The organism is Bacillus sp. SW14, from assembly GCF_047608225.1.
Classification (GTDB): domain Bacteria; phylum Bacillota; class Bacilli; order Bacillales; family Bacillaceae; genus Bacillus; species Bacillus subtilis_G.
The window spans coordinates 2,519,409-2,533,671 of the sequence record NZ_JBLKRW010000001.1; the positions used below are offsets into that span (position 1 = coordinate 2,519,409).

Annotated in this window: 15 protein-coding genes; all 15 read right to left on the reverse strand. The window is 42.0% G+C overall.

Features of this window, described 5'->3' with window-relative positions:
- Positions 1–65 precede the first annotated feature (65 nt).
- The 15 genes from proS to cheA all read right to left on the reverse strand — a co-directional run bounded on the left by proS (position 66) and on the right by cheA (position 14,262).
- The gene (proS, locus tag ACMX2I_RS12940) at positions 66–1,760 is read right to left on the reverse strand and encodes a proline--tRNA ligase (RefSeq protein ID WP_414957155.1); all 1,695 of its coding nucleotides are present in this window, start codon (positions 1,758–1,760) and stop codon (positions 66–68) included.
- A 32-nt stretch (positions 1,761–1,792) separates the two neighbouring features.
- Positions 1,793–3,061, reverse strand: a complete 1,269-nt coding sequence (gene rseP, locus ACMX2I_RS12945) for an RIP metalloprotease RseP (protein ID WP_414957156.1) — start codon at positions 3,059–3,061, stop codon at positions 1,793–1,795.
- 6 nt (positions 3,062–3,067) lie between these two features.
- The gene (gene dxr / locus ACMX2I_RS12950) at positions 3,068–4,219 is read right to left on the reverse strand and encodes a 1-deoxy-D-xylulose-5-phosphate reductoisomerase (RefSeq protein ID WP_087991628.1); all 1,152 of its coding nucleotides are present in this window, start codon (positions 4,217–4,219) and stop codon (positions 3,068–3,070) included.
- A 60-nt stretch (positions 4,220–4,279) separates the two neighbouring features.
- Positions 4,280–5,089, reverse strand: a complete 810-nt coding sequence (cdsA, locus tag ACMX2I_RS12955) for a phosphatidate cytidylyltransferase (RefSeq protein WP_414957157.1) — start codon at positions 5,087–5,089, stop codon at positions 4,280–4,282.
- A gap of 3 nt (positions 5,090–5,092) precedes the next feature.
- Positions 5,093–5,875 (reverse strand): isoprenyl transferase, encoded by a 783-nt coding sequence (locus ACMX2I_RS12960; RefSeq protein ID WP_414957158.1) that lies wholly within the window; start codon positions 5,873–5,875, stop codon positions 5,093–5,095.
- 121 nt (positions 5,876–5,996) lie between these two features.
- Positions 5,997–6,554: a ribosome recycling factor gene (gene frr, locus ACMX2I_RS12965; RefSeq protein ID WP_087991625.1), complete on the reverse strand. Its 558-nt coding sequence runs from the start codon at positions 6,552–6,554 to the stop codon at positions 5,997–5,999.
- A 1-nt stretch (position 6,555) separates the two neighbouring features.
- Positions 6,556–7,278 carry a UMP kinase gene (gene pyrH / locus ACMX2I_RS12970; RefSeq protein ID WP_039073977.1) on the reverse strand — a complete coding sequence of 241 codons (723 nt, stop codon included), beginning with the start codon at positions 7,276–7,278 and terminating at the stop codon, positions 6,556–6,558.
- Between the two features lie 145 nt (positions 7,279–7,423).
- The gene (gene tsf, locus ACMX2I_RS12975) at positions 7,424–8,305 is read right to left on the reverse strand and encodes a translation elongation factor Ts (RefSeq protein ID WP_414957159.1); all 882 of its coding nucleotides are present in this window, start codon (positions 8,303–8,305) and stop codon (positions 7,424–7,426) included.
- A 101-nt stretch (positions 8,306–8,406) separates the two neighbouring features.
- Positions 8,407–9,147 carry a 30S ribosomal protein S2 gene (gene rpsB / locus ACMX2I_RS12980; protein WP_087991623.1) on the reverse strand — a complete coding sequence of 247 codons (741 nt, stop codon included), beginning with the start codon at positions 9,145–9,147 and terminating at the stop codon, positions 8,407–8,409.
- 143 nt (positions 9,148–9,290) lie between these two features.
- Positions 9,291–9,794: a Swarming motility protein SwrB gene (locus ACMX2I_RS12985; RefSeq protein WP_414957160.1), complete on the reverse strand. Its 504-nt coding sequence runs from the start codon at positions 9,792–9,794 to the stop codon at positions 9,291–9,293.
- 28 nt (positions 9,795–9,822) lie between these two features.
- Positions 9,823–10,587 carry an RNA polymerase sigma-28 factor SigD gene (sigD, locus tag ACMX2I_RS12990; protein WP_414957161.1) on the reverse strand — a complete coding sequence of 255 codons (765 nt, stop codon included), beginning with the start codon at positions 10,585–10,587 and terminating at the stop codon, positions 9,823–9,825.
- A 22-nt stretch (positions 10,588–10,609) separates the two neighbouring features.
- Positions 10,610–11,110, reverse strand: a complete 501-nt coding sequence (gene cheD / locus ACMX2I_RS12995) for a chemoreceptor glutamine deamidase CheD (RefSeq protein ID WP_087991621.1) — start codon at positions 11,108–11,110, stop codon at positions 10,610–10,612.
- Complete coding sequence (gene cheC / locus ACMX2I_RS13000; RefSeq protein WP_414957162.1) at positions 11,107–11,736, reverse strand: CheY-P phosphatase CheC; 630 nt, start codon at positions 11,734–11,736, stop codon at positions 11,107–11,109. The genes cheD and cheC overlap by 4 nt, the downstream gene beginning before the upstream one ends.
- Before the next feature lie 18 nt (positions 11,737–11,754).
- Positions 11,755–12,225 (reverse strand): chemotaxis protein CheW, encoded by a 471-nt coding sequence (gene cheW, locus ACMX2I_RS13005; protein WP_087991619.1) that lies wholly within the window; start codon positions 12,223–12,225, stop codon positions 11,755–11,757.
- Between the two features lie 21 nt (positions 12,226–12,246).
- Positions 12,247–14,262 (reverse strand): chemotaxis protein CheA, encoded by a 2,016-nt coding sequence (gene cheA, locus ACMX2I_RS13010; protein WP_414957163.1) that lies wholly within the window; start codon positions 14,260–14,262, stop codon positions 12,247–12,249.
- Position 14,263: the final 1 nt, after the last annotated feature.

A 14,263-nucleotide genomic window follows, 5' to 3' on the forward strand; every position in this document is an offset into this window, starting at 1 on the left:
CAGGCAAATGAGGTACCTTCTATTATTTCTATTTTAACATGTTTTTTAATAAATCGTTATGGTGATTACTGCTTGCTGATAAAAGCAGATAGTTCGTCTGCTGAAATTTCAGTTGATTCACCCGTTTTACGGATTTTCACTTCGACAATTCCTTCGTCCGCACGTTTTCCGACAGTAATGCGGATTGGAAGGCCGATGAGATCTGAATCAGCGAATTTTACACCGGCGCGCTCAGCACGATCATCATAGAGCACTCCATAGCCTTCCGCTTTTAAATCGGCATACAGCTTTTCAGCAAGCTCTCTTTGCCCATCGTTTTTCACGTTCAAAGCAAGAATATGAAGATCGTACGGCGCAACGCTTTTTGGCCATATCAATCCTTTATCGTCGTGGTGCTGTTCAGCAATAGCAGAAAGCGTTCTTGACACACCGATTCCGTAACAGCCCATCAGCATTGGCTGCGCGCGACCGTTTTCATCTAAGTATGTCGCATTCATCGCCTCTGAATAGCGTGTTCCAAGCTTAAAGACTTGTCCGACTTCGATTCCTTCTGCAAAACGGATTGTACCTTTGCCGTCTGGTGAAGGATCACCCTCTTTAATAAAACGAAGATCAGCAAATTCTTTAATTTGCGCGTCACGATTTACGTTGACATTTTTATAATGATGATCTCCTTCATTTGCACCGGCAACAGCATTGACCATTGCTTTCACAGCATGATCGGCATATACTTCAACATCTTGTTTGACACCGACAGGGCCGACAAAACCCGGTTCTGTTCCAAGCTGCTGAATAACCTCTTCATGTGAGGCAAGCTCCATAACTTCTGCATGAAGCAAGTTTTTCACTTTAATCTCGTTAACTTCATGGTCCCCTCTTACAAGCACTAAGACGAAACGGTCATCTGCTTTAAACAGCACTGACTTCATGCAGGCTTCAGCGGAAACCTGTAAATACGCAGTCAGTTCTTCGATTGTTTTCACGTTAGGCGTGTGGACTTTCTCTAAAGTTTGAGGCTCTTCATCAGAAGGGACTTCTTGATAAAGAACTTCAGCCATTTCGATATTAGCCGCATACTGTGATTCATCAGAATATGCAATCGTATCCTCTCCGATTGCAGAAAGTGCCATAAACTCGTGCGTATCCTTTCCTCCCATTGCGCCTGAATCGGCGATGACAGGTCTTACATTAATGCCACAACGGGCAAAAATATTAGAATAAGCCTCGTACATTTTTTGATACGTATTATCCAAGCTCTCTTCAGATGCATGGAAAGAATACGCATCCTTCATAATAAATTCGCGTCCTCTTAACAAACCGAAGCGGGGACGTTTTTCATCTCTGAACTTAGACTGAATTTGATACAGAGTCAGAGGGAGACGCTTATAAGATTTAACCTCATCGCGAACAAGTGAAGTGATAACTTCTTCATGCGTTGCCCCTAAAGCAAATTCACGGCCATGACGGTCTTTTAGTCTCATCAGTTCAGGACCATACGTATACCATCTGCCTGATTCCTGCCATGTCTCAGCCTGCTGCAATGCGGGCATAAGCATTTCCACGGCATCTATTTTCTCCATTTCTTCACGAACAATCTGCTGAATGTTTTGAATCACTTTATACGCAAGAGGCATATAGCTGTATACCCCGCTCGTATTCTGTCTGATAAACCCTGCTCTCAGAAGAAGCTGATGGCTTTTTGCTTCGGCATCAGCTGGAACTTCACGGAGCGTAGGAATAAGCGTCAAGCTTTGTCTCATTTCTTCGCACCTCTGATTGATTTACTTTTCGTTTACAAGAACAGCCGCTGGATATCGTTCCATGTGACAACCAGCATAAGAAGCATTAAGAAAGCTACTCCGATAAACACAACAAATGCTTCTTTTTCCCTGTTAATCGGTTTGCCCCGAATCGCTTCAATAAATAGAAATAACAACCTTCCTCCGTCAAGCGCCGGAATCGGAAGCAGGTTGACAATCCCAAGGTTAATGCTTAAAAATGCAGCAAACTGGAATAAATTCACTAACCCTGTTTTCGCCACCTGGTCTGTCATGTCATATATGCCGACAGGACCTGACAACATATCAATTTTAAATTGGCCTGTTACTAATTTGCTTAAGTTGGTTAAAATGGCTTTAGTGACATCAACTGTTGAGGTCGCGCCGTAAGCAACTGCTGAGAGAACGCCTTTTTCAGTCGGCGCATAGGAACCGAAACGCCCGATTGTTTTTTTGTTCTCATCTTTAACAGCTTCCGGAGTCACTGAAATATGAAGCGTTTTGTTATCTCTTTTTACTGCAACGTCCATTTCTTTTTCCGGATTTTCTTTTACAGAAGAGACAATGTCCGTCCAAGACCTCATTTTCTCTCCGTTAATGCTTTGAATATAGTCCCCTTCTTTTAGCCCCGCTTCGGCCGCCCGTCCATTGTCAGTCAGCTGCCCGAGCACAGGCTCATTTGACGGCACGCCTTGAATCAGCCCAAGCATCACTAAAATAACGTAAGCTAAAATAAAGTTCATAATCGGCCCTGCAGCAATCGCTTTAATTCGCTGCCACACAGGTTTGGAACCAAATTGGCGATTATACGGCGCAATCTGCACTTCTTCTCCGTCTACAATGAAAAAGGATGTTTCACTGACAGCAAAGCTGGAAAGTTCATCTTCTTTCCCCTGTTCATAGCCGGTGATCTTCATGTCATGCTCTAAATCCGCAGTTTCTACTTCAATGACTAAAGCATCCGGGTATTTTTCCTTTTGATTGATGATGACTTTCTCAACTTGATCGTCTTTATTAAACAGAAGCCCGACCGTGTAACCGGGTTTTACCTCAATCATTTCCGGATCTTCGCCGGCCATACGGACAAATCCGCCGACCGGAAGCAGCCTGATGGTATAAACTGTTTCATTTTTTTTGAAAGAAAAAATCTTCGGACCGAATCCGATCGCAAATTCACGGCAGAGAATTCCCGCTCTTTGGGCTAGCAATAAATGACCCAGTTCATGGAAGAAAACGAGCGTTCCGAAAATAATAATAAACGCTATAACTGTATTCACGAACATACCACCTTATGTGAGTATTGAATTGACGTATCCCCGGGTATCTTTGTCCACTTCTTGAATGTCCGCCAGGTTCGGTTTGTTCATTACCTGATGGCGGGATAGTGCCTTTTCGATACAGTCTTCAATAGCCAAAAACGGTATCTTACCGGCTAAAAAGGCAGCGACAGCTACTTCATTTGCTGCATTTAGCACTGTCGGCATTGTTCCTCCCATTTTACCTGATTCAAACGCAAATTGTAAGCATCGGAACCTGTCAAAATCAGCTTTCTCAAAATGAAGGCAGCCGATTTCCCATAATTCAAGCCTTTTGGCATCTGGTAATGGCAACCGGTCAGGATAGGTTAGGGCATATTGAATTGGAACCCTCATATCAGGAGTTCCAAGCTGTGCGATCACACTTTTGTCATGAAACTCAACCATTGAATGGATGATGCTCTCCTTATGTAAAACCACATCAATTTGTTCATATGGGATATCGAAAAGCCAATGTGCCTCGATCACCTCTAATCCCTTATTCATCATTGTAGCCGAATCGATCGTAATTTTTGCACCCATTGACCAATTCGGATGTTTTAATGCGTCCTCAACTGTTACTGATTCGAGCTCCTCCCGCGTCTTGTCCCGAAAGCTTCCGCCGGAGGCTGTAATGATGAGGCGTTCAATATTTTTTGCCTGTTCGCCTTGGAGTGCTTGAAATATTGCCGAATGCTCACTGTCAACAGGCAGCAGCGGAACATCGTATTTCTTAGCATGTTCTTTAACTATATGCCCGGCAGTGACAAGAGTTTCCTTATTTGCAAGCGCAATTGTTTTTTTCTGTTCAATTGCCTTTAACGTCGGGATAAGACCGACGCTTCCGAGCAAGGCATTGACAACAACATCGACTTCCTCCATAACTGCCGCTTCAATCAGGCCTTCTTCTCCAAGCCCGATTTGGCAATCAAATGAAAAAGAAACTTGTTTTAATTTATGATATGTATCCAGATCACCGACAGAGACAAACTTCGGCTGAAAAGCCTCTATCATCGGAACAGCCTTATCAATATTTCTGCCAAACGACATAGATACCAGCTGAAATTGATCTTGATGCGTACGCAATACGTCAAGCGTCTGTTCGCCGATCGATCCTGTTGCTCCTAAAAGACAAATATTTTTCAAAGTGCCACGACTCCTATTCTTTTTGCTGCATAATCATTCTCATATTCATATTAGACTTTTTTATGAAAAAAGGGCAAGCAGAAAGTACAAGAAAGGCATGACAAACAAGAAACTGTCAAAACGGTCCAAGATACCGCCATGACCCGGGAGAATATTCCCAGAATCCTTAACATCGTAATGTCTTTTCAAGGCGGATTCCACTAAATCTCCAAGTTGTCCGAAAATGGATAAAAACAGTGTGATCAACAGCAGATAGATATACGGGATCGGAAGATGTACAACAAGTTGAAAAATCGTCGCAAGTACAAGTGCGATGACAATTCCGCCTGCGAATCCTTCCACTGTTTTATTCGGACTGATTTCAGGCCACAGTTTTCGCTTACCCAGCGCTTTCCCGACAAAATATGCACCGGAATCAGTAGACCAAATCACAACACACGCGTAAAAAATGTATGTTAACCCAGATTGGTCAAGATTTCTGATTTCTATAAAATAATGAAAACACATTCCAATGTAAATTGCTGCAAGCGTAATAAACCCGACTTCATCAAAAGTAAAGGTGTTTTTCACCAACACTGTGTAAGTCAGCAAAAGCAGTACCGCAAACAAAGCGACTTCCACTTTTGAAATACCGTCCGCCTCTAAAAACGAATACTGGCTTGGCAATAAGAACATCCACAATAATAAAAGACCGATCAAACCTGGCAGTGAAATCATTCTCAGCTTTTTCATCCGTAATAGTTCAAAAAGCGCTACACTGCCCATAGCATAAACTAATATGGTGAACGGCAATTTCCCGACAATAACCAAAAATAAAAATACAATTGCTGCCAGAACACCTGTCAAAATTCTTTGTTTCATGTCCACCATCCTCTAAATTCCGCCAAACCTCCGGCCCCTTCGCTGATACTCTCCTAACGCCTCTAAGAAGTGATTTTCTTTAAAGTCAGGCCACAGGACGTCAGTAAAGACAAATTCGCTGTAGGCAACCTGCCATAGCATAAAATTACTCAGTCTGATCTCCCCGCTCGTTCGAATTAAAAGTTCAGGATCCTGCAAAGATTCAGTCATTAAATAATTAGAAAAAAGAGATTCATCAATGTCTTCAATATTCAAAGACCCTTCCTTCACTTTTTCCGCGAGCGATTTTGCAGCAGTGACAATTTCAGTACGGCCTCCATAATTGAGAGCAAAATTAAGGATCATTCCGTCGTTTTGCGCCGTATCCTGTACAGCCTTTTCAATTGCACGTAAGGTGTGCGCCGGCAGAGCCGTTTCATCTCCTATGATCCGAACCTGTACATTTTCCTCAATAAGCTCTGGAAGGTACGTATTTAAAAATTCTTCCGGAAGCTTCATTAAAAAATCGACTTCCATTTTCGGCCTCTTCCAGTTTTCTGTTGAAAATGCATACAATGTCAGTACTTTGACACCTAGTTCGTTCGCAAGCTTCGTTGTCCTTTTTACCACCTTCATCCCCTCATGGTGGCCTGCAATTCGGGGAAGAGAGCGTTTTTTAGCCCAACGGCCATTTCCATCCATAATAATGGCGATGTGTTCGGGAATTTCTCCCTTAAGTATGTCTTCTTTTGTATAACGTTCTAAGTTGGAAGCCGCAGTTTGCTGATTCTTCCAATTTTTGAGTATGTTGAGCATGAGATTCCTCCGTCACCCAAAAAGGTTGCATTCCCTGCTGATAATCAACAGTATTAACAAAAAAACCCCCTGTAAACATGAGAGGGTCTTTTCACTATTATCTATTGTACATAGTTTTTCATTAAACTTCCATGATTTCTTTTTCTTTGTCTTTTGTGACACCGTCAATTTTTGACACATATTCATCTGTCAGTTTTTGAACGTCTTCAGTGGAAGCACGCAGTTCATCCTCAGTAATGTCTCCGTTTTTCTCAAGCTTTTTGAGATCATCGTTCGCATCGCGGCGTACATTTCGGACAGCTACTTTCGCTTCTTCAGCATATTTTTTTACAACTTTGACTAATTCTTTCCGTCTTTCCTCTGTCAGCGCAGGAATTGCAATTCGGATCATATTCCCGTCACTTGTCGGCGTTACGCCTAAGTCAGCCTTTAAAATCGCTTTTTCGATATCACCAATAGCTGTTTTGTCATAAGGCGTTACCACAAGCATACGAGCTTCAGGCACGTTAATAGAAGACAGCTGATTTAAAGGTGTCTGTGCTCCGTAATATTCAACCGTTACTTTATCTAATAAAGATGGATTGGCACGGCCTGCACGTACAGTAGCCAATTCGCGCTGATAAGCAGCAATTGCTTTTTCCATTTTTTCTTTTGTTTGAGTTAATACTTCTTTTGACACGTTATTTCCCCCTCACGATCGTTCCGATTGATTCACCGATAACGGCGCGTTTGATATTTCCTTCTTCCATAATAGAAAAGACGATAAGCGGAATGTCATTATCCATACATAAAGATGATGCTGTTGAATCCATGACTTCCAGGCCGTCTTTTAGAACGTCAAGATAAGAAAGTGATTCATACTTAACAGCTGTTTCATCTTTTCTAGGATCAGCATTATACACACCGTCAACATTATTTTTCGCCATTAAAATAACGTCTGCTTCAATTTCAGCAGCGCGCAGTGCAGCTGTCGTATCAGTTGAGAAATATGGGTTTCCTGTGCCCGCAGCGAAAATAACGACACGTTTTTTCTCTAAGTGGCGTATCGCTTTTCTTCTTATGTACGGTTCAGCAACTTGTCTCATTTCAATGGATGTTTGCACTCTGGACTGGATTCCGAGTGTTTCCAAGCTGTCTTGAAGAGCAAGCGAATTCATAACTGTCGCCAGCATTCCCATATAGTCAGCAGTTGCACGGTCCATGCCCAGGTCACTTCCTGTTTTTCCGCGCCATAAGTTGCCTCCGCCTACTACAACAGCCACTTCGACTTCAAGCTCAGCGATTTCTTTCACTTGCTTTGCAATGGATTGAATGACAGTTGGGTTAATTCCGTTTCCCTGTTCTCCTGCCAATGCTTCTCCGCTAAGCTTTAATACGATACGTTTGTATTTTGGTTTTTCCATGATAACCTCCAAGTGTAAACATTGCCGTTTTCTATTATGCAAGAGAAAAAAAGGTTTGTAAATATAGTTTTAAAAATAGGGAACACAAAGTGTGTCCCCTATACTGCCTGAAAAGACGCGACTTCGCCGCGAAATCTTTTCGCCATTATTTTTTCACTTGGTTCATTACTTCTTCAGCAAAGTTTTCTTGACGTTTTTCGATGCCTTCTCCAACTTCATAGCGGACAAAAGTTTGAACAGTTGCGTTTTTCGATGCAACAACTTGTTTCACTTTTTCATCTGGGTTTTTAACGAACGCTTGGTCTAAAAGACAAATTTCTTCGAAGAATTTGTTCAGACGGCCTTCAACCATTTTCGCTACGATGTTTTCAGGTTTGCCTTCTTGAAGGGCTTGCTGAGTTAAGATTTGACGCTCATGATTTTTTTCTTCTTCAGATACTTGATCGCGAGAAATATAACGAGGATTCACTGCAGCAACGTGCATTGCGATATCTTTCGCAGTTTCTTCGTCAGTAGTACCGTTGAGAACAGTTAATACGCCGATGCGGCCGCCCATGTGAAGGTAAGCACCGAATGCAGAGCTGTCGTCTTTTGTAAGAACTGTAAAGCGGCGAAGAGTGATTTTCTCACCGATTTTAGCAACTGCGCTTGTGATGTACTCTTCAACAGTAGCGCCATTTTCCATTTTTTGACCCATTGCTTCTTCAACATCTGCTGGAGCATTTGTAAGAAGGTGGTCAGCTAAAGTGTTAAGAAGCTCTTTGAAGCCTTCGTTTTTCGCAACGAAGTCAGTTTCAGAGTTGACTTCAAGGATAACACCTTTGTTGCCGTCAGTTTTAATAATAGTAGAACCTTCAGCTGCGATACGGTCAGCTTTTTTCGCTGCTTTCGCAATTCCTTTTTCTCTTAAAAGGTCAATTGCTTTATCCATATCTCCGTCAGTTTCAGTTAACGCTTTTTTACAGTCCATCATGCCCGCGCCAGTTTTTTCACGCAGTTCTTTTACTTGCTGTGCAGTAATTGCCATTTGTATTCCTCCTTATATGTTTAAACAAGAGTATGTATATCACACATTTTTCTTGAAAAAAGGTGATAAAAGGCAGTCCCTCTTATCACCTTTTAAATAGGTTACGCAGTTGTTGTTTCTGTTTCTGGTGCAGTTTCTTCAGCAACTTCCGCTTCTTCTTCGCCTTGCTTCGCTTCTAGGATTGCATCTGCCATTTTAGAAGTTAGAAGTTTAACAGCACGGATAGCGTCATCGTTCGCTGGAATTACAACATCGATTTCATCTGGATCACAGTTAGTATCTACGATACCGATGATAGGGATGTTTAATTTGCGAGCTTCCGCAACAGCGATGCGCTCTTTGCGAGGATCGATGATGAATAATGCATCAGGAAGACCCTTCATATCTTTAATTCCGCCTAGGAATTTTTCAAGACGCTCTAATTCTTTTTTCAATTGAACGACTTCTTTTTTAGGAAGTACTTCAAACGTACCGTTTTCTTGCATTTTTTCAATGTCTTTAAGACGTTTAATACGTTTTTGGATTGTTTCAAAGTTTGTTAATGTACCGCCCAACCAGCGTTGGTTGACATAGTACATGCCAGAGCGCTGAGCTTCTTCTTTAACAGAATCTTGAGCTTGTTTTTTTGTTCCGACGAAAAGGATTTTTCCGCCTTCAGCAGCAAGATTTTTAGTGAAGTTGTAAGCTTCCTCTACTTTTTTGACTGTTTTTTGAAGGTCAATGATGTAGATTCCGTTACGCTCCGTGAAAATGTAACGCTTCATTTTTGGGTTCCAACGGCGTGTTTGGTGACCGAAGTGAACACCAGCTTCAAGCAATTGCTTCATAGAAATGACTGACATGTTATTTCCTCCTAATATAATGGTTTTTTTCCTCCGCTTAGGTCATTTTTGTGCAGAACTGCCGCCTGCAGCACCCTCTGCATAAATCGTTAAGCGTGTGTATTTAACACCAAGACATAATATAACACAGCTTTATCCGACAATCAAGAATCCTTTACACCTTTGGAGCGAAATTTTAAAAATAGCTCGATTTCTGTCTTTCCGCTCTTCAGTTTCTGAGCTATTTGACTGGCTGAATACCCCTGTTCATATAAATCTATGACCTGGTCTTCAAAAGATTGGACATCGCTGTTTACGCTCTCTTCCTGACGCTCAACCTCAGTAATCAGGCCTTCAATATGTTCAGGAAGATTTTCTTCTTCTTGAACTGCATCCCGCTCTGCATATTTTTCAGAGCGCTGAAGGTCTGACTTTTGGGTTTCTTTTTCGGCTTGGCTTGAAGGTGAATCGGTATTTCCTATCAGTTTCTCATTTTCTTCTTTTAATTCAAGAAGAAATGCCGCTAAGGTGTTTTCCGTCTCTTCAAGTATCTTTTTTTGCTGTTTTTCTGTTTCTTTCACAGCCGCGAGCCTCATATACAGGATAATGACAGCGTACAGAAGAACGCCGTGGAGCGCAAAGCTTAAAAGCCATAATAGTGTTGACATGTTTTTCACTCGCTAACCATGAAATTCATTATTGAATCACTTTTTCAAGCAGATTCTTTAATTTAAATAGTGCCTTTGAATGGATCTGTGATATGCGGGACGTAGAAAGATTTAATACTTGCCCGATTTCTGTCAATGTCAACTCCTCTTTGTAGAACAAACTGACTACAAGCTGTTCTTTTTCAGAGAGTTCGTGAATTTTTTCGGCAAGCTGTGCAATCAGTTCATCCTTCATAATCTTTTCCTCAGGCGGAACATTTTTGTCATCTCTGATCATGACCTGAATGTTTTCACCATCATCTTGATCATGAAGCTTTTCATCAATTGACAGCAGATTGGCAAAAAAACCTTCATTCATTGTTGACACTACATCCTGTACCGTCATTCCGAGTTCCTCTGCAATTTCTGCGGGCGTTACGTTCCGAAGATAGCGCTGTTCAAGCTTTTCAATTGTCGCTTCAACCTTCTTTGTTTTTTCACGTGAGGTTCTGGGCAGCCAATCTTCTTTACGAAGCCCGTCTATGATTGCACCGCGAATTCTAAACGAGGCGTAGGTATCAAATTTTAAGTCCCGGCTGGGGTCAAATTTTTCAAGGGCATCATATAAACCAAGCATACCAAGGCTCATAAGATCGTCTTTATGCACTGATTTTGGCAGTCCGACAGAAATTCTGCCTACATGATATGTGACAAGCGGCATGTAACGGCGCATTAAATCGTCACCGGCTTTAGGATCTTTCCACTCTTTCCAGCGCGTCCAAAGCTCCTGATCTTCATAATTCAAGGATTGCATTGTTATCCCCCTAATACCTTAATTAAATCGTTTTTTCACCTTGTTTAACAGTTCGAATATGCAGCATGCAGGACTTCGGTTCAAATTCTATCGTCCGGCCGCTTGAGCCGCCCGTATCTTCACTAATGATGGGAATTTTATATAAAGACAGCTGTTCCTTTATCGCTAATACATTTCTCGGTCCGATCTTCATCAAATCATTTGTCGATTTAAATTTAAACATTTCTGATCCGCCGGCTAACTTTGCTTTTAATGCAAATTTCCGGCACCCCGCTTCTACCAGCATATCAATTGTGGTTTTCACGGCGGTGTCAGCGTACTTAGCCCGATTAAGTTCGGCAGTTTTCGATAACGTTGAATCCGGCAGCATAACATGGACAAGCCCCGCTGTTTGCTTTTCTTTATCGTAAAGCACCAGCCCCACACATGATCCTAAACCAGAGGTCCGGATGGTATCTGGAAAGCGGGCGATCTTTACGTCAGCAATTCCAACCTTTACAACAACAGCCTCAGTTGTACTCATATTGATGCACCCAAGGCGACAAAGAGCTTTTCAAACGAATCATAGTCCGGCAGCATAAACATATGCGCTTTCAGCTCCTGCTGATGGCCTTGGTCAAAAATTGACGTGTCGACAACAATAGCGTGTTCTCCAACCTGACTGAGCTCCATCAGCCCTTCGCTGATCACAGCGCCGAACATGTCCAATGAAACTTCAGGAACGCTTGGATAAAGCTGGAGTTTCGTCAAATCCGCCAAGGCTGTTAAATATGACCCTGCTAAAATATTGCCCAGTTCATGCAAAGCGGATGAGCTAATATGATCTTCACCTAAGTCCTCTATATCAAATTCGGGGTTTCCAATCAGCTCTCTGATAAACTGCTCCGCCTGATAAAAAGGCATTATAAAGAACATTGAACCCGTTAAGTCGCCTTCCATTCTTAAAAAGATGCTGGCAACCGGGATATCGGCGCCGCCGAAAAAATCGACAAGATCATCGAAAGACAGCAGCTTTGCAAACGGGACTTCCATATCTATCTTTCTATTTAACAGCAGGGCCATTGCAGAGGCGGAGTGGCCGGCGCCAATATTGCCGACTTCCCGCAAAATGTCCATCTGCTCTTCTTTGATTCCATTAAAAATACTCATGTCATAACCCCTTTAAGATTAAGCTTGATCGGGCACAGCGGACTGAGATGATTCTTTATCCAAAACCGCGTTCGCATCAATAATATTTAAAAGTCTGTTCTCTTGTTTCACAATCTGTTCGATCGATACATCTGTATCTTTCTGGACGCTTTCTGGAGCAGATTCTATTTCATTTTCGTGTACGGTAATCACATCATTCGCTTCATCCACAATCCAGCCGACTTCAATATCACGATAAGCAATAATGATAATTCGTGTTTCATCGGTAATTTCATACTCTGGCAAATTCAGGCGCTTTCTTAAATCAATAACCGGAGTCACAACCCCGCGCAAATTGATTACCCCGCAAATATATGGTTCGACGCCAGGCACTCTCGTCGGCTTTTGCCATTTTTCAATTGATTTCACCTGAGTGACGGAAATGGCATATTCTTTGCCATTTACCACAAAGACAATCATTTTTTCGCCTGTTTTAATTTCTGCAGTCATGTGAGACACCTCCTCGAATGGTTAAATAATCAGTGCATTACAATCAATAATGAGTGCTACGTCTCCGTCTCCTAAAATAGTAGCTCCGGAAATTGCAAAGACGTTTGTTAAATAATCTCCGAGTGATTTCAGCACAACTTCCTGCTGGCCAATAAAGGAGTCCACCACAAATGCAGTAGGTTTGTCGCCTTTTTTCACGACAATGATATGGAGCTGTTCCGCGTCTAATCTTGTATCTTCTATTTTAAACTCTTCTTTTAAATAAACGACAGGGACAATGTGCCCTCTGAAGTCAATCACTTCACGGTCATGCGTTTGTAAAATATCTTTTCTGTTAATAACTGCTGTTTCAATGATTGAAGAAATCGGAATGGCAAATATCTCTTCTTCCAATTTGACCAGCAGAACTGAAATAATGGACAATGTAAGCGGAAGCTGGATGCTGAATAGAGAGCCTTGGCCTTCTGCAGATTTTACACTGACTGAACCGCCAAGAGACTCCAGTTTATTTTTCACAACATCAAGTCCGACGCCGCGGCCGGAAATATCAGAAATTTGATCAGCAGTTGAGAACCCTGGAGCAAAGATCAATTCGTAAATTTGATTGTCTTCTAAGGTTTCAGCTTCTTTTTCCGTAATGACGCTGCGCTCAAGCGCTTTTTCAAGAATTTTTTTACGATTAAGGCCTGCACCGTCATCCTCTACTTCGATAAAGACATGGTTGCCGCTGTGATAGGCTTTCAGCACAACATTTCCCGATTCCGTTTTTCCTTTTTGCAAGCGCGTTTCCGGAGACTCGATACCATGATCAATACTGTTTCTGATCAAGTGCACGAGAGGATCTCCAATTTCATCAATTACTGTTCGATCCAGTTCAGTTTCCGCACCGATGATCGACAGTTCTATTTTTTTATTCAGCTCTTTTTGAAGCTGGCGAATCATTCTCGGGAACCGGTTAAAAACAGTTTCAACCGGAACCATTCTCATATTTAGAATAATCGATTGCAAATCTCCGGAAATTCTGGTCATTCGTTCAACTGTTTCAGTCAGTTCATTGTGCTCAAGCTCTTTTGCAATCTGCTCTAGACGCCCGCGGTCAATGACAAGCTCTTCGAATAAGTTCATTAAAGAATCAAGTCTGTCAATGTTGACACGAATTGTTTTAGATCCGCCGGCTGTATGCTTCGCCTGATCATCGTTTTTAGCAGGCTGTTGTTGTTTCTCCTGCTTAACAGGTACAGGGGCTGGTGAATCCGCCGACTTAGGTTCTTCCGGCTTTTCAGCTGATGTTAAAGGAGCCCCTTGAATAACTTCGACATGCTCAATTTCTGAAACTCCATTGATTAATTGTTTAATTTCTTCCGCTGATTGGTGTGTTAAGAAGCAAACTTGAAAGTCAGTGCCGAAATCTTCTGTTTCGAGCACTTCCGCACTTGGGATTGTTTTGGCTACTTCTCCGACTTCATTAAGCTTTTCAAACACCATATATACCCGAACTGCTTTTAACATACAGTTTTCGTTCAGAGAAATTTTGATTTCATATCGTTTAAAACCTTGCTCCTCAGCTTCTTGTATGACAGTCCGTTCAAATTCGTCATATTCCCAATCAGATACTGAACTCTGTACTTCTGCAGGTTCCGCAGAAGCAGCCGTTTCAGCATGCGCACCATTAACATCAAGCTTGGCGCTTACTTCTGAGATATCTCTTTTACCATCTCCGCCGTCAATAATAGACTGAACCATAGCTTCCAGGTGGTCCAGAGCTTCAAACAAAATATCAAGCCAGTCTGCGGTAACTGCCATGTCTCCGTTTCGGAATGCATCCAACACGTTTTCAAGCAGGTGGGTTAGATGTGCTAAATCCGTATAGCCCATCGTTGCGCTCATTCCTTTTAATGTATGGGCAGCCCTGAATATATCATGAACGAGCTGAAGGTCAGTCGGGTCTTTCTCTAAAAGGAGCAGCTTTTCATTACATGTTTGTAAGTGTTCTTTACTCTCATCAATAAAGACATCTAAATACTGATTCATATCCATT